Source organism: Acrocarpospora catenulata (genome assembly GCF_018476525.1).
In the GTDB taxonomy this organism is placed as follows: Bacteria; Actinomycetota; Actinomycetes; order Streptosporangiales; family Streptosporangiaceae; genus Acrocarpospora; species Acrocarpospora catenulata.
Genome location: NZ_JAHCST010000045.1, coordinates 1 through 21,321, shown reverse-complemented (window position 1 = coordinate 21,321; position 21,321 = coordinate 1). Strand labels below are relative to the sequence as shown.

General features: G+C 69.5%; 18 protein-coding genes. 10 read left to right on the top strand and 8 right to left on the bottom strand.

The genetic code is table 11. The features are described from left to right. Window positions 1-25 precede the first annotated feature (25 nt). Entirely contained in the window at window positions 26-2,347 is a 2,322-nt protein-coding gene (locus KIP79_RS32750; protein ID WP_214108830.1) for an Hsp70 family protein, read from the bottom strand. 125 nt (window positions 2,348-2,472) lie between these two features. On the opposite strand from KIP79_RS32750, the gene KIP79_RS32745 reads away from it, so the two are divergent. Beyond that, window positions 2,473-4,953: a DNA gyrase/topoisomerase IV subunit A gene (locus KIP79_RS32745; protein WP_372453729.1), complete on the top strand. Its 2,481-nt coding sequence runs from the start codon at window positions 2,473-2,475 to the stop codon at window positions 4,951-4,953. An 84-nt stretch (window positions 4,954-5,037) separates the two neighbouring features. On the opposite strand, the gene KIP79_RS32740 is transcribed toward KIP79_RS32745, so the two are convergent. Then, window positions 5,038-5,400 (bottom strand): VOC family protein, encoded by a 363-nt coding sequence (locus KIP79_RS32740; protein ID WP_214108828.1) that lies wholly within the window; start codon window positions 5,398-5,400, stop codon window positions 5,038-5,040. Window positions 5,401-5,537: 137 nt separating this feature from the next. Here KIP79_RS32740 and KIP79_RS32735 point away from each other — a divergent pair, with 137 nt between their 5' ends. After that, window positions 5,538-6,095 (top strand): thioredoxin family protein, encoded by a 558-nt coding sequence (locus KIP79_RS32735; protein WP_214108827.1) that lies wholly within the window; start codon window positions 5,538-5,540, stop codon window positions 6,093-6,095. 15 nt (window positions 6,096-6,110) lie between these two features. Here KIP79_RS32735 and KIP79_RS32730 read toward each other — a convergent pair whose 3' ends face one another. Then, window positions 6,111-6,371: a hypothetical protein gene (locus KIP79_RS32730; RefSeq protein WP_214108826.1), complete on the bottom strand. Its 261-nt coding sequence runs from the start codon at window positions 6,369-6,371 to the stop codon at window positions 6,111-6,113. Window positions 6,372-6,546: 175 nt separating this feature from the next. On the opposite strand from KIP79_RS32730, the gene KIP79_RS32725 reads away from it, so the two are divergent. Next, a complete protein-coding gene (locus tag KIP79_RS32725) occupies window positions 6,547-7,047 on the top strand; it encodes a beta-class carbonic anhydrase (RefSeq protein WP_214108825.1) in 501 nt (166 codons plus the stop codon). Window positions 7,048-7,053: 6 nt separating this feature from the next. On the opposite strand, the gene KIP79_RS32720 is transcribed toward KIP79_RS32725, so the two are convergent. Continuing rightward, complete coding sequence (locus KIP79_RS32720; protein ID WP_308170007.1) at window positions 7,054-9,120, bottom strand: DNA gyrase/topoisomerase IV subunit B; 2,067 nt, start codon at window positions 9,118-9,120, stop codon at window positions 7,054-7,056. Between the two features lie 251 nt (window positions 9,121-9,371). Here KIP79_RS32720 and KIP79_RS32715 point away from each other — a divergent pair, with 251 nt between their 5' ends. Further along, entirely contained in the window at window positions 9,372-9,602 is a 231-nt protein-coding gene (locus tag KIP79_RS32715) for a DUF7455 domain-containing protein (RefSeq protein WP_214108823.1), read from the top strand. 133 nt (window positions 9,603-9,735) lie between these two features. Beyond that, window positions 9,736-10,485, top strand: a complete 750-nt coding sequence (locus KIP79_RS32710; RefSeq protein WP_214108822.1) for a YaaA family protein — start codon at window positions 9,736-9,738, stop codon at window positions 10,483-10,485. Here the strand turns inward: KIP79_RS32710 and KIP79_RS32705 are convergent, their stop codons facing one another. From KIP79_RS32705 to KIP79_RS32690, 4 genes are all read right to left on the bottom strand, one after another. Continuing rightward, the gene (locus KIP79_RS32705; protein ID WP_250214208.1) at window positions 10,486-11,385 is read right to left on the bottom strand and encodes a hypothetical protein; all 900 of its coding nucleotides are present in this window, start codon (window positions 11,383-11,385) and stop codon (window positions 10,486-10,488) included. A 189-nt stretch (window positions 11,386-11,574) separates the two neighbouring features. Beyond that, window positions 11,575-13,248 (bottom strand): RNA polymerase sigma factor, encoded by a 1,674-nt coding sequence (locus KIP79_RS32700; protein ID WP_214108820.1) that lies wholly within the window; start codon window positions 13,246-13,248, stop codon window positions 11,575-11,577. A gap of 220 nt (window positions 13,249-13,468) precedes the next feature. After that, window positions 13,469-15,562, bottom strand: a complete 2,094-nt coding sequence (locus KIP79_RS32695) for a SpoIIE family protein phosphatase (protein ID WP_214108819.1) — start codon at window positions 15,560-15,562, stop codon at window positions 13,469-13,471. A gap of 529 nt (window positions 15,563-16,091) precedes the next feature. Continuing rightward, window positions 16,092-16,661 (bottom strand): HhH-GPD-type base excision DNA repair protein, encoded by a 570-nt coding sequence (locus KIP79_RS32690; RefSeq protein ID WP_214108818.1) that lies wholly within the window; start codon window positions 16,659-16,661, stop codon window positions 16,092-16,094. A gap of 256 nt (window positions 16,662-16,917) precedes the next feature. On the opposite strand from KIP79_RS32690, the gene KIP79_RS32685 reads away from it, so the two are divergent. The 5 genes from KIP79_RS32685 to KIP79_RS32665 all read left to right on the top strand — a co-directional run bounded on the left by KIP79_RS32685 (window position 16,918) and on the right by KIP79_RS32665 (window position 21,240). After that, window positions 16,918-17,178: a hypothetical protein gene (locus KIP79_RS32685; protein ID WP_214108817.1), complete on the top strand. Its 261-nt coding sequence runs from the start codon at window positions 16,918-16,920 to the stop codon at window positions 17,176-17,178. Between the two features lie 233 nt (window positions 17,179-17,411). Then, window positions 17,412-18,911, top strand: coding sequence for a hypothetical protein (locus KIP79_RS32680; RefSeq protein WP_214108881.1), 1,500 nt, complete (start codon window positions 17,412-17,414; stop codon window positions 18,909-18,911). A 61-nt stretch (window positions 18,912-18,972) separates the two neighbouring features. Continuing rightward, window positions 18,973-19,728 (top strand): LamB/YcsF family protein, encoded by a 756-nt coding sequence (locus tag KIP79_RS32675; RefSeq protein WP_214108816.1) that lies wholly within the window; start codon window positions 18,973-18,975, stop codon window positions 19,726-19,728. Then, on the top strand, window positions 19,725-20,375 hold the full coding sequence (locus tag KIP79_RS32670; RefSeq protein ID WP_214108815.1) for a 5-oxoprolinase subunit B family protein: 651 nt from the start codon (window positions 19,725-19,727) through the stop codon (window positions 20,373-20,375). The genes KIP79_RS32675 and KIP79_RS32670 overlap by 4 nt, the downstream gene beginning before the upstream one ends. 16 nt (window positions 20,376-20,391) lie before the next feature. Then, a complete protein-coding gene (locus KIP79_RS32665; RefSeq protein ID WP_214108814.1) occupies window positions 20,392-21,240 on the top strand; it encodes a 5-oxoprolinase subunit C family protein in 849 nt (282 codons plus the stop codon). The last annotated feature ends 81 nt before the right edge of the window (window positions 21,241-21,321 follow it).

Below are 21,321 nucleotides of genomic sequence, written 5' to 3'. Positions count from 1 at the left end.
GAGCCTGGGTCGCGCGACCCAGGCTCTAGTCGCGGAGCAGGCAGAGCCGTCCCGGCTGGGACTGTTCGGGGCCGGGGGCGGCTGTGGGCACGCGCAGGCAGAGCAGGCCCTCCGGGGTTCTGGCCAGGGGCTCGGCCCAGCCGGGAGCGCTCAGCGCCTGGCGGACCCGGGTCGGGTTGACGTGCATGATCCGGGAGGTGCCGCGGGCGCCTGAGACGCCGATCCAGAGGTTCTCGCCGTCCACCACCACCCGGGGGCGCTCGGCGAGGGCGCGCGAGGTGAGGTGGCCGAGGAGCGTCGTGTCCGGCTCGTGGGCCAGAGTGCGCAGGGCGCCGGTGGAGCGGTCGCAGTGCACCACCGACCAGCCCCGGGAGGGCAGCACGGTGTCCATGCCGATGGCGTACATCTCCCGGCCGGCCGGGAACCAGCGGACCGCGCCCGTGCGGGGGCGGGTGCCGAGCACCCGGGGCGGATGCGGGGCGGCGTCGATCTCCAGGCCGGTGCTGGTGGCCACGAACCACTTCCCCTCGTGCAGCACCACCTGCTGGAGCCAGTTCGGCGGGTGACGATCCACCCGGACCACCCGGCCGCCCGGGTCGATCACGCAGAACACCTGCCACGGCTGGAAGCCCTGGTACTGGTTCTGGTACATGCCCCGGGTCCGGAACTGGCCGAGCACCACCGTGCAGCCCGGGGAGCCGACGGCCAGGGCGGGTTCGATGCCGGTCGGGCTGTCCTGGTCGAGCAGGCGGCGGCTGGTACCGTCCTCGTTCACGAACCACTGCGCGGACGGTCCCAGGGAGATCCTGGCCGGTTCCTGGAAGAAGCCGCTGAGACCGAACTCCAGCATGACCAGCTCGCCGGTCTCCCCCCAGGGCAGGCCGTTGGAGTTGTCCACCGGCACCGGACCGTTCCGGAAGAAGGCCCAGGCGGCGGGCCCCCGGGCGAGGGTACGCACGTCGGAGGCGCCGGGGGCGAGCTGGGTGGACCGGATGACCAGTTCGGGGGTCATGGTACGGAGCACCGCGCCGCCCGGGCCGCGCTCGGCCACCAGCACCCCCTGGTCGCTGGCCGCCCAGTCGATCACCTGGCCGAACTCCAGCTCCCGGTCGACCCGGCCGGAGGCCACGTCGATGCGGCGGAGCAGATGCCGGTCGCCGTCCAGGCAGAGGGCGTAGGTGCCGTTGAGGGTGGCCCGGACCCCAAGCACGCCCTCCATGACGGTCTTCAGCGGCCCCGCCTCCGCCTTGGGGGCGGGCTTGATCACCGGCTTGTGCAGCGACCAGGCCATACGCGCGGCGCCCAGCGCGACCACGATCTTCGGGTCGTCGTAGGTGCGGACCAGGTCGCCGTGGCGGGCCTTGAGGGTGTCGTGGACCAGCGGCATGCGGCTGGCCCCGCCAGTCAGGAAAATTCCTGATAAATCGCGCTTGTCCACGCGAGCGGCGGTGATCGTCTCGTCGAGGATGTCGGCGGTGCGCACGATGTCCGCCCCGACCAGGGCGTGCAGGTCGGCCCGGGAGATCTGGACGTCCACGTCCGCGCCCGCCACGTACTGGCTGGCGGTGTCGAAGTGGGAGAGGGTCTCCTTGGCCACCCGGGCCTCGTCCAGCAGGTCGGCGGCGGCGGCCCGGTACTTGCGGTCGGGGTTGCCGCTCACCTCGGTCCACCACTCGGCGGCCGAGTGCTCCAGCTGGGCGCCGAGGAAGGCGAAGACCCGCTCGTCGAAGATCTCGCCGCCGATCATGTCGTCCCCGCCGGGTTCCCCCACGACGGTGAACTCCTCGCCCTTGGCGACCAGCACCGCCGTGTCGAAGGTGCCGCCGCCCAGGTCGTACACGGCCACCTGGCGGCCGCCGGAGACGCTGTGCAGGGAGGCGTAGTGCAGCGCCGAGGCGACCGGCTCCTCGACGATCGAGATGGCCGCCGACGGGACCACCTGCCGCCCGGCCGCCATGAGCACCTCCCGCCGGTCGGGACGCCAGGCCACGGGACAGGTCAGCACGACGGTGGCCGGGTCCTTGCCGTCGAAGCGGGTGCGCCCCTCGGCCACGAAGAGCTCCAGGATGGCGGCCATCGCGTCCTTGACGTCCACCGGCACGCCGCCGAGCAGCATGGCCTGGCGGCCCACGTAACGTTTGGGGTTACGCTCCACCCGTTCCGGATAGCGGACCATGGACCGCTGCGCCACCCTGCCCGACACCAGCACGCCCTGCTCGTTCAGCAGAATGGTGGAGGGCACCCGGCGCTCCCCGCCCACCTCCAGGATGTCCACCCGTCCGCCGGTCGCGACCGCGCCTGCCGAGAAGCTGGTTCCCAGGTCCACCCCCAGGCACCACAGCGTCATACCCGGCCTCCCTCCGCTGCGTACGTGGCCGAATCCCGGACCAGGCGACAACGATATTAGGCGCAGTCGGGCCACCCTGAGCGCCCGAGTCGCGGGCACTGTGGAGGACCGGCAAAATGTTCGACATGGCTCGACGAACCACCAGCCCGCCGCCCGAGGACTTCGAGGAGCGCATCGTCGATATCGACGTCTCCACGGAGATGCGCACGAGCTTCCTGGAGTACGCGTATTCGGTGATCTACCAGCGCGCCCTCCCCGATGCCCGGGACGGTCTCAAGCCCGTGCAGCGGCGCATCCTCTACTCGATGAACGAGATGGGGCTGCGGCCCGACCGGGGGCACGTGAAGTCCTCCCGCGTGGTCGGCGACGTCATGGGCAAGCTCCATCCACACGGGGACAGCGCCATCTACGACGCGCTGGTCCGCCAGGCGCAGCCGTTCTCGATGCGGCTGCCACTGGTGGACGGCCACGGCAACTTCGGCTCGCCGGACGACCTGCCCGCGGCCATGCGGTACACCGAGGCCCGGCTGTCCTCGGCCGCGATGCTGATGGTGGAGTCGATCGACGAGGACACGGTCGACTTCAAGCCCAACTACGACGGGCAGGAGACCGAACCCACGGTGCTGCCGTCGGCGTTCCCGAACCTGCTGGTCAACGGGTCGACCGGGATCGCGGTCGGGATGGCCACCAACATGGCGCCGCACAACCTGGGGGAGGTCATCGCGGCGGCGCGGCATCTGCTGAAGAAGCCGGACGCCTCGCTTGAGGATCTGATGCGGTTCGTGCCGGGGCCCGATCTGCCGACCGGCGGGTCGATCATCGGGCTGTCCGGGGTCCGGGACGCGTACGAGACCGGGCGGGGCACCTTCCGGATGCGGGCCAAGGCGACCGTGGAGAACGTGACGCCGCGCCGGAAGGGGCTGGTGGTCACCGAGCTGCCGTACAACGTGGGCCCGGAGCGGGTGATCACCAAGATCAAGGAGCTGGTGAACGCCAAGAAGCTGTCCGGGATCGCCGATCTGAAGGATCTCACCGACCGGCACAAGGGGCTGCGGCTGGTCATCGAGATCAAGAACGGGTTCATTCCCGAGGCGGTGCTGGAGGAGCTCTACCGGCTCACGCCGATGGAGGAGACCTTCGGGATCAACAACGTGGCGCTGGTGGACGGTCAGCCGCGGACGCTGGGGCTGCGCGATCTGCTCCGGGTGTACGTGGACCACCGGATCGACGTGGTGCGGCGGCGTTCGGCGTACCGGCGGCGCAAGCGCGAGGAGCGCCTGCACCTGGTGGACGGGCTGATCATCGCGCTGCTCAACATCGACGAGGTCATCCAGGTCATCCGGTCCTCTGATGACTCCTCCGCCGCGCGTACCCGGCTGATGGAGATCTTCTCGCTGAGCGAGACGCAGGCCGGGTACATCCTGGACACCCCGCTGCGGCGGCTCACCCGGTTCGACAAGCTGGAGCTGGACCGGGAGAAGGAGACGCTGACCCGGGAGATCGCCGAACTGACCGCGATTCTGTCCTCCGAGGACAAGCTGAACAAGGTCGTCTCGGACGAGCTGGCCGCCGTGGCCAAGACCTACGGCACGCCGCGCCGGACCGTGCTGCTGGAGTCCTCCGGCGCGCCCAGGACCGCCACCGTGGAGCTGGAGGTGGCCGACGATCCGTGCCTGGTGCTGATGTCCTCCACCGGTCTGCTGGCCCGTACGGGTGGCGCTGGGCCGCTGCCACCGGACGGTGAGCGCAGCGTGCACGATGTGCTGGTTTCGGCGGTACGGTCGACCGTGCGCGGGGAGATCGGGGTGGTCACCTCGCAGGGGCGCATGATCCGGGTTTCCGTCGTGGACCTGCCCGAACTTCCGCCCACGGCCAATCCGCCGTCCCTGGCCGGGGGGCATCCGGTGGCCGAGTACGTCGCGCTCAATCCCGACGAGGTCGTGGTCGGGCTGGGGTCCCTGGATCCGAACGGTCCCGGGCTTGCGCTCGGTACCGCGCAGGGTGTGGTCAAACGGGTCGTTCCCGAGTATCCGGCCAACCGTGACGAGTTCGAGGTCATCGGGCTCCGTGACGGGGACACCGTCGTTGGGGCCGCCGAACTCGCCGCCGAGGAACACGATCTGGTGTTCATCACCTCCGACGCCCAACTCCTGCGCTACCCGGCTTCCAACGTCCGCCCGCAGGGCCGTCCAGCGGGTGGCATGGCCGGCATCCGTCTGGAGCCCGGCGCCCGTGTGATCTGGTTCGGCACGGTGGACCCCTCCCGCGAGTCCCGCGTCATCACCATCGCCGGCTCGTCCACCGCTCTCCCCGGCACCCAGATAGGCGGCGGCAAGATCGCCGACTACGCCGAGTTCCCCCCCAAGGGCCGCGCCACCGGCGGTGTACGCGCCCAGCGCTTCCTGAAGGGCGAGGACACCCTCCTCCTGGCCTGGGCAGGCCCAGCCCCCGCAAAGGCCGTCTCAGCCGTCGGCAAACCGGTCCCCCTCCCAACCGAACTCGGCCGCCGCGACGGCTCCGGCGTCCGCCTCACCCACACCGTCGCAGCCATCGGCGGCGCCCTCTTCGCCGACACCCAAGACGAGCCCCCACCACAGTTGTTCTAAAACCCACGGGCCACCTCTTCCAGGGGTGGCCCGTATTCATGGGAGTCTCAGAGCCTTCGTCCGCTTGGGAGAAAGGGGCGGTGGTTAGTCGACCAGGCAGAACGGGTGGCCGGCTGGGTCGAGGAAGACGATGAAGCCGTCGCCGTCGCCGGGCTGGTGGGGGTGTTTGGTGGCGCCGAGGGCGAGGACCTGGGATTCGCCCTTGGTTAGGTCGGGGACGCGGATGTCGAGGTGGAACTGTTGGGGGTTGGCGGGGTCCGGCCAGATGGGGGGGACGTGGTCGGGGGCCAGTTGGAAAGCGAGTTTGATGGGGGTTTCGCCGGTGAGGGTGACCCAGTCGACGTCGGCTCGGGTTATTTCGCCGCCGATGATTGCGGCGTAGAACTGGGCGAGGGCCATAGGGTCGGGACAGTCGATGACGATCTCGCTGAGGCTGCCGATGGCCATGAGGTCCTCCTTCGTTCGGTGTAACCAGCGAAGAATCTATACTGGTGTTGGAGACGATCGCCAGGGCAGGCCATGGCTAGATGTCATCTATCCCGGGAAATATCCCTCCATAACGGATGAACAGGGGAAACACGTCTATGGCTGTAAATTCGTTCATGGTCCCGCTCGGAACGGCCGCGCCCGACTTCGACCTCCCCTCGATCACCGGGACCCGCCTCGCACTCTCCGACCTCAAGGGCACCCCGGTCCTGGTGGTCTTCCTCTCCAACCACTGCCCGTACGTCCGCCGCATAGAGACCGGCATCGGCCACTACGCCGCCGACTACGCGGACCGGGTCGCCACCATCGCGATCTCTAGCAACGACGTGGTCAACTACCCCGACGACGACACGACTCACCTCATCGAGCAGGCCGCCCGGGCGGGTTTCACCTTCCCGTACCTGATCGACGAGACCCAGGAGGTCGCCCACGCCTACCACGCGGCCTGCACCCCGGACTTCTTCCTGTACGACGCCGACCACCGCCTGGCCTACCGAGGCGAGTTCGACGGCGCCCGCCCCCGCAACGAGATCCCCGTCACCGGCTCCTCACTAAGGGCCGCCACCGACACGATGCTGGCCGGAGACCCCATCCCCGACCAGCACCCAAGCCTCGGCTGCGGCATCAAGTGGAAGCCCGGCAACGAGCCCGCCTAATACCGGGGCAACCGGTCACCCCGGCAACCGCGCACCGGCCAGCCGGTGGAGCAGATCGGCCGGCTCCCCCCACGGCCAGAGCGCGAGCACGTCCGCCATCCCAGGCGGCTCGGCGAGCAGCGGATCATCGGCCGGCAGCGTCTCGACGTGACAGGCGGCGTCCAGCAGGGCGAGCGCGATCCGGGCGTTACGCCCCTCGTCGCGCGGCTCGACGCGGTCCAGCCGGCTGCGGGCCATGGTCCGGAGGCACTCGGCGAAAGCGCTGGGCGAGGTCATAGTCGGTCTCACTTTAGGTAGTCGATCAAGCACTTTGAGTCACGACATCATTGCCCATTCGGCCCGGTGATCGTGAGATCTTCAGGGTATCGGCGCCGTCATGCCGCACCCCGATGCGGTTAATGTCACAACCCCGGTAAAACTGAGGAATGGCCCGTAAGGGAACATCAATCACATGACCGGTGCCTTCGACGACCTCCTGCAGGCCAACCTCCAGTTCGCCAAGAACTTCAGCGACTCCGCGCTGACCGGGCGGGCCAGGCGCGGCCTGGCCGTGGTGACCTGCATGGACTCCCGAATCGACCCGCTGGGCCTGCTCGGCCTGCAACCAGGGGACGCCAAGATCCTGCGCAACGCGGGCGCCCGGGTGACCGACGACGTGCTCCGCACCCTCGTGCTGGCCGTATTCCTGCTCGGTGTGAACCGAATCCTCGTCATGCCGCACACCGACTGCGGCATGGCCAAGGCCACCGACGACGACGTCCACGCCCTGGCCAAGACCCGCGGCGTGGACACCCGCAGCCTGGACTTCCACACCGTCCCCGACCAGGACGCCGCACTCCGCCACGACCTGACCCGCATCAAGGCCAGCCCGTTCCTCGCCGGCGACCTCGCCATCGGCGGCGCCATCTACGACGTCCGCACCGGCCGCCTCCAGCCGGTGGAACTGCCCTAAAGGCTCCTACGCGTCGATGTGGTCCCGGTCGACCTCGGCGGCCGAGGAGACGATGAACTCCCGGCGCGGGGCCACATCGCTGCCCATCAGCAGGTCGAAGATGCGTTCGCCCTCGGCCGCGTCCTCGATGCGGACGCGGCGCAGGACCCGGTGGCGGGGGTCCATGGTGGTCTCCGCCAGCTGGTCGGCGTCCATCTCGCCCAGACCCTTGTAGCGCTGGGCGGGTTCCTTCCAGCGCTTGCCGCGCTTACGCAGGCCGTCCAGAACCTTGTGGAGTTCCGCGTCGGAGTAGCAGTAGATGTACTTCTCCTGCCCCCGCCCGGGGTTGGTGAGCTCCACCCGGTGCAGCGGCGGCACGGCCGCGAAGACCCGCCCGGCCTCCACCATGGGCCGCATGTAGCGGTGGAAGAGGGTCAGCAGCAGGCACCGGATGTGCGCCCCGTCCACATCCGCGTCGGCCATCAGGATGATCTTCCCGTACCGCGCGGCGTCCAGGTCGAAGGTACGGCCCGAGCCGGCCCCCACCACCTGGATGATCGCGGCGCACTCGGCGTTCTTGAGCATGTCGCTCACCGACGCCTTCTGCACGTTCAGGATCTTGCCCCGGATCGGCAGCAGCGCCTGGAACTCCGAATCCCGGGCCAGCTTGGCCGTGCCCAGCGCGGAGTCCCCCTCCACGATGAACAGCTCGCTGCGGTCCACGTCGTCGCTGCGGCAGTCCACCAGCTTGGCCGGCAGGGCGGAGTTCTCCAGGACGCTCTTGCGGCGCTGGTTGTCCCGGTGCTCGCGGGCCGCGATGCGCGCCTTGGCGGCGGCCACCACCTTCTCCAGCACCGAGCGCATCGCCTGCTTCTGGGCCCGCTTCGGGCTGGCGAACAGCTCCTTCAGCTCGGTGGAGACCACATGCGAGACGATCCTGGTGGCCGCCGAGGTGCCGAGCACCTCCTTGGTCTGGCCCTCGAACTGCGGCTCGGGCACCCGGACGGTCACCACGGCCGTCAGGCCCTCCAGGATGTCCTCCTTGGTGACCGGGTCGTCGCCGTTCTTCAACAGCCGGGTCTCCCGCAGCTGCTCGTTGACGGTACGCACCAGGGCACGCTCGAAGCCGGTGACGTGGGTGCCGCCCTTGGGGGTGGCGATCACGTTCACGAAGGAGCGCACGGTGGTGTCGTAACCCTTGCCCCACCGCATGGCGACGTCCACCGTCAGCTCGCGCTCGACATCGGTGGACGTCATGTGGCCCTGTTCGTCGAGGACCGGCACGGTCTCCCGGAAGCGGCCGGCCCCCTGGAGCCGTAACACCTCGCAGAGCGCCTCGTCCTGGGCCAGGAACTCGGTGAACTCGGAGATGCCCCCGTCGAAGCGGAAGGTCTCCTCGGTGGCCTCCTCGCCGCGGCTGTCGCGCACCATGAGGGTGAGACCGGGCACCAGGAAGGCGGTCTGCCGGAGCCGGACGTGGATCTCGTCCAGCGAGACCTCGGCCTCGGGCAGGAAGATCTGGCGGTCCACCCACCAGCGCACCCGGGTGCCGGTGGCCCTGGCGGCCAGCGGCCCGCCGTCGCGCAGGCCGGACTTCTTCTTGAACCGAGCGGTCGGCCCGTCCCCGTCGAAGACGCCGGGCACGCCGCGCCGGAAGCTGATCTCGTGCACCCGGCCGTCGCGGTCGACCTCGACGTCCAGCCGGGCGGAGAGCGCGTTCACCACCGAGGCGCCCACCCCGTGCAGACCGCCGGAGGCGCTGTAGGAGCCGCCGCCGAACTTCCCGCCCGCGTGCAGCTTCGTGTAGACGAGCTCGACGCCGGCCAGGCCGCTCTTGGGCTCGATGTCCACCGGGATGCCCCGGCCGTTGTCCCGGACCTCGACGGAGCCGTCAGCGTACAGCTCGACCTCGATGCGGGTGCAGAAACCGGCGAGCGCCTCGTCCACGCCGTTGTCCACGATCTCCCAGAGGCAGTGCATGAGCCCCCGGCTGTCGGTGGACCCGATGTACATGCCCGGGCGCTTGCGGACGGCCTCAAGCCCTTCCAGCACAGAAAGGTGACGGGCCGTGTAACCCGTCTCCGCTACCGTCACACCAGCTCCCACGTTCACGAGTCGAACACGCGTACGCAGCTTAGCGCGCACCATGAATTTCCGCCTACCCAGCTTGCCAGGGAGGGCGGGTTGTCCCGTCACGTGCCGTGCGATCCAACTCACTTTTCGGAACATTCCGCTCTCGGCGTAGTCAGGGGGTGATTGGGAACGCCCCCATCGGGTTAGATGTTGTCCCAAGTGACTGTGACGCCAACATCCCCGCTCAGGCGGGGTGACCCGAAAGGCGATACGTGACTGGAGCTCTCGCCCCCACTAAGCCGCTGACCGCTCTGGACCGGTGCGACCGGTGTGGCGCGCAGGCCTACATTCGCGCGACCCTGCCGGTCGGCGCCGAACTGCTGTTCTGCGCTCACCACGGGCGTCGGCACGTAGCCGCGCTTCGCGACCAAGGTGCCGAGATCCAGGATGAGTCGGCCCGACTCTCGGAAACCCCTTCGACGGCGCTGGCCGACGAACGTTGACGGTACGCGCCGGCGCGCCGCGGCCGACCCCGCGCGCGCCGTCGCCACATTTCGTGATTTCCGGCGCTACCCCATCGCGGTAGCGCCCCGATACTTTTCCGACCTGCGACATCATCACCGGTAGGGTGTGCGCGTGCTCATCCTGCTGCCCCCCTCCGAGGGCAAGGCCACCGCCCGCCGAGGAGCCCCGCTCGACCTGACCGGCCTCAGCTTTCCCGAGCTCACCGGCTACCGGGAGAAGGTGCTGGACGCGCTGGCCGAGCTGTGCGCCACCCCGGCCGCGCGCGAGGTGCTGGCCCTCACCGAGGGCCTGACCGGGGAGATCGAGAAGAACCGCAGGCTGCGCGCCGCGCCCACGCTGCCCGCCGGGCGGCTCTACTCGGGCGTGCTCTACGACAATCTCGGCCTCGCCACCCTGGACGCCGCCGCCCGGCGCCGGGCGGGCAAGCGGCTGGTCATCATGTCCGGCCTCTGGGGCGCCCTCCGGCTCACCGACCGCGTCCCGCCGTACCGGCTGTCCATGGGGGTGCGGCTGCCGCCGATGGGCGCGCTGGCCGCGTTCTGGCGGCCCGCCCTGAGCGCCGTGCTGGACGAGGTCCCCGGTCTGGTGGTGGATCTGCGCTCGGCCACGTACGGCGCGGCCTGGCAGCCGCCGAAGGCGGCGAAGGAACGGGTGGTGGCGGTCCGCGTGCTGCGGGAGAGCGAGGGCGCGCGCACGGTGGTGAGCCACATGGCGAAAGCGACGCGCGGCGCGGTCGCGCGGTCGCTGGTCGAGATCGCGAAAGCCCCGGCCACGCCGGAGCAGCTCGCGCAGGTGCTGACCGGTCTCGGCCACCGGGCCGAACTCCATCCCGGCCGGCTGGACGTGGTGGTCAGTTCGTGATCAGTTGGTGATCACGTTCAGCTTGCCGCAGGCCCGGTGGAACTGGGCCTCCGGATCGCCCAGGTGCGACCAGGGCGTGCGACTGAACCGGCCCCCGGTGCGGACCAGGTGGCCGCGGGCCGGACGCCGCAGGTCAGCCAGGTAGAAGGCCGCGCCGAACGCGTTGTGGGCTTCGATGGAGCGGGGATGGGCGGGCCCGATCCGCCGGTCCGACCACTGGCCGGCGGCGGCGACGATCTCCCGCTGCACGTCGAAAGGGAACCAGCCACCCCGCGACATGGGGGTGCGCTCGGCGGCGACGTGCTCGAAGTGGGCCAGCGGGATCAGGGCGGGCAGCGGGTTGCCGTCCGGGGCTCGGGCGGCGACGGCCCTGGCGAACTCGAACATCTCGGTGGCGGTCCCGCCCCAGCCGGGCGAGAGGGTGATCAGGCGGGCCAGGTTGCCCGAGTAGAGGGTGGGCCAGCGGCGGGAGCACTCGAACCAGACCGAGTCCTTGTCGTTCCGGGGCCGCTCCAGCCCGAGCGCCAGCCACATCAGCGCCTCCCAGGGCACCGGATCGGCGGGCATCAGCCCCGCCGCGGTGAGCAGCGGCTGCCGGGCCAGCTCCATGGCCGCGTGGTAGGCCTCCAGCCGGTGGGCCTGCACGGCCCGCGCCTTCACCTCCGGCTTGATCTCCCAGGCCTCTTCGATCCGGGTCCGGCCCAGCCACAACCAGAGGTCGGGATTGTGTTGGTCACGCACGATAAGGCTCTCGATACCGCGGCTCATCCCCACCGCGGCCCGGGAGAGCGCCTCGATCCGCAGGGCCCGCACCTCGGGATCTCCCCGGGTAGCGGCCAGTACGGGAACGCCCGCCTCGAAGTTCCGGCGATGTACGGCGGTCACCGTTTCGTCCAGCATGATGTCCGCCCAAGGGCGGTCCGGGATCACTCGTGGCCCCCGAGCACGTGCCCGATCCACTTCGATTACTCCCACGGGCGGGAGCCTAGGGCCCTTTCCCTACTCCTGCGGCTACTACCGCGTTACGCGCACGTTAAACGGCCCCACTCTCCGTGTTTCGGAAAGTGAGGCCATTTGCTTCTGTTGCGGTTAGTCCAGATAATCCCGCAGGACCTGGGACCGGGACGGGTGCCGGAGCTTCGACATGGTCTTGGACTCGATCTGCCGGATCCGCTCCCGGGTCACCCCGTAGACCTTGCCGATCTCGTCCAGCGTCTTGGGCTGGCCGTCGGTGAGGCCGAACCGCATCGACACCACACCCGCCTCCCGCTCCGACAGCGTGTCCAGCACGCTGTGCAGCTGCTCCTGGAGCAGGGTGAAGCTGACCGCGTCGGCCGGCACGATGGCCTCGGAGTCCTCGATCAGGTCGCCGAACTCACTGTCGCCCTCCTCGCCGAGGGGGGTGTGCAGCGAGATCGGCTCGCGACCGTACTTCTGGACCTCGATGACCTTCTCCGGGGTCATGTCCAGCTCGCGGGCGAGCTCCTCGGGCGTGGGCTCGCGGCCCAGATCCTGGAGCATCTGGCGCTGCACCCGGGCCAGCTTGTTGATCACTTCGACCATGTGGACCGGGATGCGGATGGTCCGCGCCTGGTCGGCCATGGCCCGGGTGATCGCCTGCCGGATCCACCACGTGGCGTACGTCGAGAACTTGTAGCCCTTGGTGTAGTCGAACTTCTCAACCGCGCGGATCAGGCCCAGGTTGCCCTCCTGGATCAGGTCCAGGAAGAGCATGCCGCGCCCGGTGTACCGCTTGGCCAGCGAGACCACCAGGCGGAGGTTGGCCTCCAGCAGGTGGTTCTTGGCCCGGCGGCCGTCCTCGGCGATCCACTCCAGCTCGGCCCGCACGTCCACCGGCAGCTGCTCGCCGTCGGTGCCCAGCTGCTCCTCGGCGAACAGCCCGGCCTCGATGCGCTTGGCCAGCTCGACTTCCTGCTCGGCGTTGAGCAGCGGGACCTTGCCGATCTGCTTGAGGTAGTCCTTCACCGGGTCGGCGGTGGCGCCGGCCGCCGCGACCTGGGCCACCGGCGCGTCGTCATCGTCGTCGGTGAGGATCAGCACCTCTTCCTCGACCTTGGCGACCGCCTCCGGCTTCGGCTCCTCCTCGGCGTCGCCGTCGGTGTCGGGCTCCGCGTCGACCTCGATCTCGACGTCCTCGACGTCCTCGATGTCTTCGAAGTCCTCGATCTCGACATCCTCGATGTCGATGTCGTCCTCGTCCTCGGGCAGGTCGGCCGACTTGGGCTTCGGCTCGGCCTTGGCCGCCGCGGGCGAGGCCGGGGCGGCCGACCCCGGCTGCGCCTTCGGCTGGGCCTTGGGCGCGGGCTCCGGCTTCGCCTTGGCCGCGGGCACCGGCTTCTTGGCCGGGGCGGGCTTCTTGGCGATCGGCTTCTTCGCCGCGGCGGGAGCGTCCGCCACCGGGTCGTTCACCACTGCGGTGACCGTCTCCGGCTGCGACTCCTTCGCGGCGGCTGCCTTGGTGGTCTTCTTCACGGGAGCGGCCTTGGCGCGGCTCTTCGCCGGGCTCTTGGCCTTCTTGGGCGCCGCGGAGTCCTCAGCCGTGAGCCTCACGATGATGCCCTCTTTGCTGAGGCTGCGCAGGATGCCGGCGACTTGCGGCAGCGGGATGTCCGCTTCCTCGACGGCGCGCCGGACGTCCTCAGACTCAAGGAAACCCTGCGAGCGCCCACGCTCGAGGAGCTGCTGAATCACTGGCTCGTTCAGCTCCGACGGCTTCGAGCGAGTCGAACTTGCAGGCGACACGAACACCTCTCGAACGAACGCGTGGCGAGAATGGACCCAGGTGGTTTGCTTCTTTTCCGATGGCGAGGCCGCGCGGACCGCGACATGTCATTCTGGCATGCCACGACAGCCCGTACGGCCACCTCCGGCCGGTTGCCTCTCCACCCTAGGCCGACCGAGACAGTAGTGCGTACGGAAGCCGGTCACCGATACCCGAAAGCAACCGTTATGACTGTTTCATTCAGTCACTCTTCGTGGCCTGGGGGACGTGAACCGCGAGCACCGTTACATCGTCATCCTGCTCATACCCGGACAGCATCCTGTCCACCAGGAAATCCAGCAACATGTGGGGACTTGTCACGACCTCCTCCGGCGCTTCGGCCACCACGGCGGCCAACTCCCTGAGTCCGGCGTCCAGCCCGCGCTTGCGGTTCTCCACCAGGCCGTCGGAGTAGAGCACCGCCGTGTGACCGGGCGGCACCGCGAACCGGAACTGCTTGCGGCTGGTGGCCCAGCCCAGCGGAGTACCGGGCTCGGTTTCGTAAAGGATGGCGGTACCCTGCGGAGACACCAGCAGTGGCGGCGGGTGACCGGCCAGCGCCAGCGTGCCCTCTCCCGTGCCCGGCTCGACCACCATGTACGCCAGGGTGGTGACCTGCTCCTCCTCTTCGGTGGCCTCGAAGACCCGGTCCAGGCCGGTGAGCACCGCCGCAGGGGGCGGGTTGGTGAGGGCCAGCGCGCGCATGGCGTTGCGGATCCGGCCCATGCCCGCCGCGGCCTTCACGCCCTTGCCCATGACGTCGCCGACCACGGCCGCGACCCGGCCGTCCTGCAGCACGAACGCGTCGTACCAGTCGCCGCCGACCTGCACGTGCCGGGAGCCGGAGCGGAAACGCTGGGCCAGCACCAGGCCGCGGACCACGGGCAGCCGGTCCGGCAGCAGGCTGCGCTGGAGCGTTTCCGCGGTCTTGTGCTCACGCTCGAACAGGGTGGCCCGCTCGACCGCCAGGGCGCACTGCCCGGCCAGCGCCTCCAGGAAGACGCCGTCCTCCTGGGAGATCTTCTGCGGCCGGGTGAAGGAGAACCGGAGCGCTCCCAGCGCCCGGCCGGCCGCCAGCAGCGGCAGGCCCACCCAGGCCCGCTCCTCGGTGTGCGAGAGGAAGCCGTTGATCTGCGCCTCCTCGCCACCGGCGTCGGTGAGCTGGGTGCGCAGGCTGTCCGGGGACTCGGCGAAGACCGGGCGGCGGCTGTTCACCGCCATGGTCATGACACTGGACCGGGAGAGCAAAATGTCCTCGCCGGGCGCGCTCGGCACGTCCGGAATGCCGCCGCTGTTGATCACCTTCAGGCTGGCCCGCTCGGCGTCCAGCAGGGCCACCGCGGAGTGGTCGGCGGCCAGCGCGGTCCGGCCGACGTCGATGATGACCTGGACCACCTGCTCCACGGTGAGCGCCTCGGCCAGCATCGCGGTGGCGCCCTGCAGGCGGGCCGTGCGCAGCGCGGCGGCGCCCAGCTGGTCGGTGAGGCGGCCGCGCATCTCCTCGGCCTCGCGCTGGGGCGTGACGTCGGAGTTGGCGCCCACCCACTCCACCACCCGGCCGTGCCGGATGATCGGGACGGCCCGCACCTCGAAGTGGCGGTAACCGCTTGCCCGGGTACGCACCCGGTAGGACCACTCGAACATGGTCCGGCCGCGCAGCGCCTCCCGCCAGGCCTCCTCGGCGGCGGGCCGGTCGTCGGGGTGGACCGCGTCCAGCCAGCCGTGCGCGAGGTACTCCTCAAGGCCCTGGCCGGTGATGGCGCGCCACTGCGGCGCGTCCTCGATCACCGCGCCGCTGGGCGCCGTGATCCAGACCAGCTGCTGCTGGGACTCCACGAGCGAGCGGTACCGCTCCTCGCTGCGGCGCAGCTCCTCCTCGGTCTGCTGGCGCTCGGTCACGTCCACGCCGAACAGGGCGGCGCCCAGCGGGGCGCCCTCCTCGTCGTGCATCGGGAAGAAGGCGACCGTCCAGTGCCGGGTGTCGCCGTTCTCGGCGCGGGTGCGGAGCCGCTGGTCGGTGACGGGCAGCCCTTCGTCCGCGATCCTGCGCAGCGCGGACTCGATGAGCGTGGTGAGATCGGCCGAAAGCAGGTCTGCGGGGTGCCGGTCGAGGTGCCGTTCGACAGGGATTCCCGTCAGCTCGGTAAAGGTCGAGTTGACACGGACAAACCGGCCCGAAGGGTCGAAAAACGCGAAGGCAAACGGCGCCTCCGACATAAGGCCTCTGAAGAGGCCCGAGTCTGAGATGTCCAAACCCGACTCCCGGGGACGGGGCACGGAGGTTTCGGCGCTCATGGTCGGCACCTCCGTCGCGTGCCAGGGTCTCCCACGAGGCACATCTCCATAACTGTGTTGAGTAGCGCAGGTCTGCCCTACATCATCGGCGATGGGCATGCATGGACGGAAGCCCCGCCCCGCATGCGGTCAACGCATCCTGTCAAAAAAGCGCCACCTCGCGCAGCAAGATCTGACTTACTTCTCGGCAGCCCACTCCGCTTCCCGCTTCACCCCGCGGCGTTTTACCAGGCCATGGGGGTCGTCGGCGACGCGTGCCGACCGCTGCACCCCCTCCTCACTGTATGGCCCGGCCGTCTCACGCCGGCCCGGGGGCCGCACCCCCAGCCGCCTGCCCAGTAAAGCCAGGAAGATCTGTGCTTTCTGCCGGATCCAGGCAAAAGTCGTGAAACGGCACGAAAAAGGCGCGCACCGCCCCCGACACCGGCCTGGGTCCCGTCGGCGAAGCCATCGTAGTGGTCGGCCAGATTGGCCGCCAGCCATGCGGAAAGCTTGGGGCGCCATTCCGGATCTTGCCGTGCGGGCCGGGCTAGCCGCCCTTGGCCGCCGCCTTCAGCTGCTGTTTGTAGGTACGCACCCGGACCAGGGAATCCTCGTCCACGATGTCGGCCACCGAGCGGTAGGACCCGTCCTCCCCGTACGCGCCCGAGGCCTCCCGCCAGCCCTCCGGCCGCACGTCCAGGCCCTTGCCGAGCAGGGCGACGAAGATCCGGGCCTTCTGGTCCCCGAAGCCCGGGAGCGCCGCGACCCGCTGGTAGAGGTCGCGGCCCGACTCGGCCTCCGTCCAGACCAGTTCGGCGCGGCCGTCGTAGTGCTCCATGAGCGACTGGGCCAGTTCCTGCACCCGGCGGGCCATCGCCTTGGGGTAGCGGTGCAGCGCGGGTTTCCTGGCGAAGAGCTCGATCAGCGCGTCCGGGTCGTAGGCCGCCAGCTCGCGCGCGTCCAAATCGTGGCCGAGCCGTTTCACCAGCTCGTACGGCGCGGCGAAGGCGCGCTCCAGGGGGATCTGCTGGTCCAGCAACATCGCGGTCAGCAGCGCCAGCGGATCGTGGTTGAGCAGGGTGTTGGCGCCCGGATCGATGGGCAGGGTGATGGGCATGGCGTTCCTCCAGGTCACCGACCATCTTGTCGGATCACACGCACCGAGCGTAGGGCGGAACGCGGACTCCGCGCGAAAAGATCATCCGGATTGGCGGTCAGAAACCGAAATCACAGGGAAGCTTGACACCTGCGCGGAACGTTATGGAATGAGAGACGCACGCCCCCCTTTATTAACCTAGCCCGTGCCTAGAATTCGGACATCTCGCCTAGATTCCTGACTGTTGTGATTCAGCCAGCGAGGGGTGCATCCATCCATGCCTGTACTCGCCACCCATACCGTTGAGGTTGCCGGACCGCGCCTGATCGACCCCGTCGTCACGGTGCTGGCCGCGGAGTTCCGTACCGTGGCGGAGGAGAGCGTGGCGCGGTGCGTCGCGGACGTGTGGGCCTGCGCCGAGCACCTCGGGGTCGAGGTGACCCCGGCCATCATCGAGCGCATCGCCCGCGAGCATCTGCTCGCCCTGGTCAACTCCGCGCACCTGCTCGCGCCGGGCGGACGAAAACTCGGCAGATAACGGGGTAGTCACCAGGCCGCGTTCAGGATGCCGTTTCGCGCCATAATGCGAGAAGGTAGAGGCATGAGTGAGCGGAGCGAGCGATCCGGCCCCCACGGCGGTCCCGCCCGGGCGAAGGTGCCTGCCGCCACTCGCCACGACCTGACGAACGACGGGCGGACCAAGGAGCGTCCGTGAGCCGTAGACGCCGACGAGATCCCCGTGAGAACCCGCCGGACGACGTCTTCGCGGAGATGCTGCTGGCGGCGCGCGAACTGCTCGCCGTACGGAGCCCGCTGGACGCGGAGCTCATGGTGTCCGACATGCTGGGCGCCTGGTGGGGCAAACGCCTGCGCGGCGGCGACGTCGAGCAGATCCTCGGGGAGGGCCTGGTCGACTACGCGGCCAAGGCGGGCACGCCGGCCGCGCTCACCCTGCTGATCTCGGTGGCCTACCTGGGCACCGCGCGGCAGGCGGCCAAGGCCGAGGGCGCCGCGCTGGCGCTGATGGAGTCCGACGTGGCCCGCCCCCGGTGGGCCGACCGGGTCGGCGCGGTCAAACCCGCCGGGTGCTTCGTCTCCCGTGATATCTACGGCGACCAGGACACCGTGGTCTGTACTTTCGCCTACAACGGCGAGGACACCCACGCGCTGGTCATGGTGGTCGACTACAACATGCGCGGGATGGCCAGAGACGCCTGGGTCTCCTCGCAGGTGGACAAGCTGCTGGAGCAGGCCGGTCTGGAGGCGGCCGGGAACCCGATGTTGCGGTTCGAGGAGATCGAGCCGCAGCAGGCCAGGGCGCTGCTGGAGTTCGCGATGAAGGCGACCAGGGAGGCGCACGACCGCAAGTCCCCCAAACTGGTCAGCGACAGCTACAGCGCCTACCACGCGTTCGCCCGGTCCCGGATCAAGGCGCTGCCGCCCGGCCGGAAACGCCCGGCCCCGCCGCACAGCGAGGCGCCGTACACGCGGGAGCGGCGGGCCATGCTGGCCGCCGAGTTCCTCGGCTCGGACGCGGCCGAGAACCTCTCCGACCCGTCGGCGGCCTCCCGGTGCGCCGACCACATCATCGACTACGGCTGCGACCAGGACTTCGGGCGGCCACGCCGGGTGAGCCCGACCAAGTGCGAGACCTTCCTGCTGGACTGGCTGCCCCGCAAGGTCATGCTGACCCCGGCCGAGCAGGACGCGATGCCGCACGTGCTGGCCGCCTGGGTGCGGTTCGCGGGGTACAGGATCGGACTGTCGGAGCAGGCGGTACGGGCGACGCTGGACGCCGTCTGGGAGGCGACCGGGCGGTTCACCGAGGCGTACCGGGATCCGACCACGTTCGGTCTTGACCGGTCGCTGGTGGAGCGGCTGCTGCCGGACGGGGATCTGTCGGCGCTGGCGCGGCGGGCGTTCGTGTTCCCGATGTTGCAGGGGAAGCACGGGGACACTGATCTGGACGAGCTGAACCCGGCCGACGAGGCGGATCGGCGGCGGTTGCTGGAGATCGACCACGCCAACGAGTTCGACCGGCTGGACTTCGCGGAGCATCTGGCCTGGCATCAGGAGATCGCGCGGCGGCTCTGGGACGGGGATCCGCCGCAGCTCTGGGAGGCGGCGCAGCGGCTGATCGATCTCGGGCACGATCGGCATGACGTGCTGCACGTGCTGATCGAGATCGCGGAGCGGATCGGGGATCATCCGGACGAGCTGGCGGCCGCGTTGGACGACATCGCCGACATCCCGGATGAGCCTCCGGCCTGATCCGGGGTGTCTTCGGGGTGAGGTCGGGCATGATGGGTTTCGCGATCTTCGGGAGGCCGTCATGGTTATCGATCTCAACGCCGATCTCGGTGAAGGGTTCGGGGTCTGGCAGCTGGGGGACGATTCCGCGCTGCTGGATGTGGTGACCAGCGCCAACGTCGCCTGCGGGTTTCACGCGGGGGATCCGTTGACCATCCGGCGGACCTGTGAGGCGGCGGTGGCCCGGGGGGTGGCCGTGGGGGCGCAGGTGTCGTATCGGGATCTGGCCGGGTTCGGGCGGCGGGAGATGGATGTGCCCGCCGATGAGTTGCGGGCCGAGGTGTTGTACCAGCTGGCGGCGGTGGATGGGATCGCGCGTACCGCTGGGGGGCGGGTGGCTTATCTGAAGCCGCATGGGGCGCTCTACAACAGGGCTGTTCACGATCATGTGCAGGCCGAGGCGGTGGTGCTGGCGGTGGCCGACTATGACCATTCGCTGCCCGTGCTGACGTTGCCGGGCTCGGTGGTCCACGAGATCGCGCAGGCGCACGGGGTGACGACGGTGGCGGAGTGTTTCGCCGACCGGGCCTATCTGCCGGATGGGTCGTTGGTGTCGCGCCGGGAGGTCGGGGCCGTGTTGCACGATCCCGACGAGGTGGCCGAGCGGGCGGTTCGGATGGCGCGTGACGGTGTGGTCGCCGCGGTGGACGGTACGGAGGTTGCGCTCAAGGCGCGGTCCATCTGCGTGCACGGGGACACGCCCGGTGCCGTGCGGCTCGCTCGGGCGGTCAAATCCGCTCTGCTCGACGCCGGGATCACGCTTCGGGCTTTCGCATGACCACCATCCGGCGGGCCGGGGACCACGCTCTCCTCATCGAGACCGGCTCCCTCGCGGCCTCCCACCGGCTGGATTCCTTCCTTCGCGCCCATCGCTTCACGACGTTCGACGACATCGTCCCTGGGCCGGAAACCGTGCTCGTCGTTTCCTCCCGCACTCCTTACGCCCGCCTTCACCAGCAGGTCACCGCTCTCCTCGAAGAAGCCTCCCTGGGTTACCTGGAGCCATCGCCCACAGGGCCTGGGTCCGGTGCTGGTGTGGTCTCCCCTCAGCCGGTTGAGGTGCGGGTGGACTACCGGGGAGAGGATCTGGCGGAGGTCGCCGAGTTGGCGGGGATGAGTGTGGAAGAGGTTGTCTCGCGGCATTCGGGGTCGGAGTTTCTTGTGGGGTGGTTGGGGTTCGCGCCGGGGTTCGCCTATCTGGTGGGGTTGGATCCGGCCTTGCATGTGCCGCGGTTGAGGGTGCCTCGGACGTCGGTGCCGGCGGGGGCGGTGGCGATCGCGGGGCCGTATTCGGCGGTTTATCCGGCGGCTTCGCCTGGTGGGTGGCGGTTGCTGGGGCGGACTGATCTTCGGGTTTGGGATGTTGAGGCGGAGCCGCCGTCGTTGCTGCGGCCTGGGATGCGGGTTCGGATGATCCCGGTGTGATTGGTCCGGGTTGGAAATGATGGAAGTTGTTAGTCCTGGGGCTTATGCGACGATTCAGGATCTGGGTCGGCCTGGGTACGCCCATCTGGGGGTGCCGCGGTCGGGTGCGGCCGACTCTCGGAGCGCGGCGCTGGCCAATCGGCTGGTGGGCAATCCCGAATCGGCTGCGACCGTCGAACTGACCTTCGGTGGGGCGGTGTTCCGGTTCGCCGCAGGGGCGTGGGTCGCGTTGACCGGTGCGCCCTGTCCGGCGAGGATCCGGGGCCGCTTCATCGGCATGTACGCCCCCCAGTGGATTCCCGAAGGCGGGGAGCTCCAGATCGGCCTCCCGTCCTCCGGGCTTCGCACCTACCTGGCAGTCCGAGGTGGCATCGACGTGCCCCCTGTGTTGGGCAGTCGCTCCACCGACACCCTCTCGGGTCTCGGCCCTCCCCCTCTCACGCCAGGAACAATCCTCCCTCTAGGCATCACAAACGACCCGATAACCACCGACTATGCCCCTACCCACCCAATCCCCCAAGAGCCCCGAATCGGCGTAATCCGGGGCCCTCGCGACGACTGGTTCACCCCCCAGGCCCTGATCGACCTCTGCGCCGCCCCCTACGAAGTAACCCAGGACACCAACCGAGTAGGCGCCCGCCTCTCCGGCCATCCCCTAACCCGCCGCCACCCCGGCGAACTCCCCAGCGAAGGCATGGCCACCGGCTCCATCCAGGTCCCCCCAAGCGGCCAGCCCATCATTTTCCTGGCCGACCACCCCCCTACCGGCGGCTACCCGGTAATCGGCGTAATCCGCTCCCCCGACCTCCCCACAGTCGCCCAATCCCGCCCCGGCACCCACCTCCACTTCCACCTACTGCCATAACTGATTGCCGTGGGACTCCCACCCACCCACCCTTGCGACCCTCCGGGTCCGGGCCCGGCTCCGCCGGGAGGGTTGGTTGCC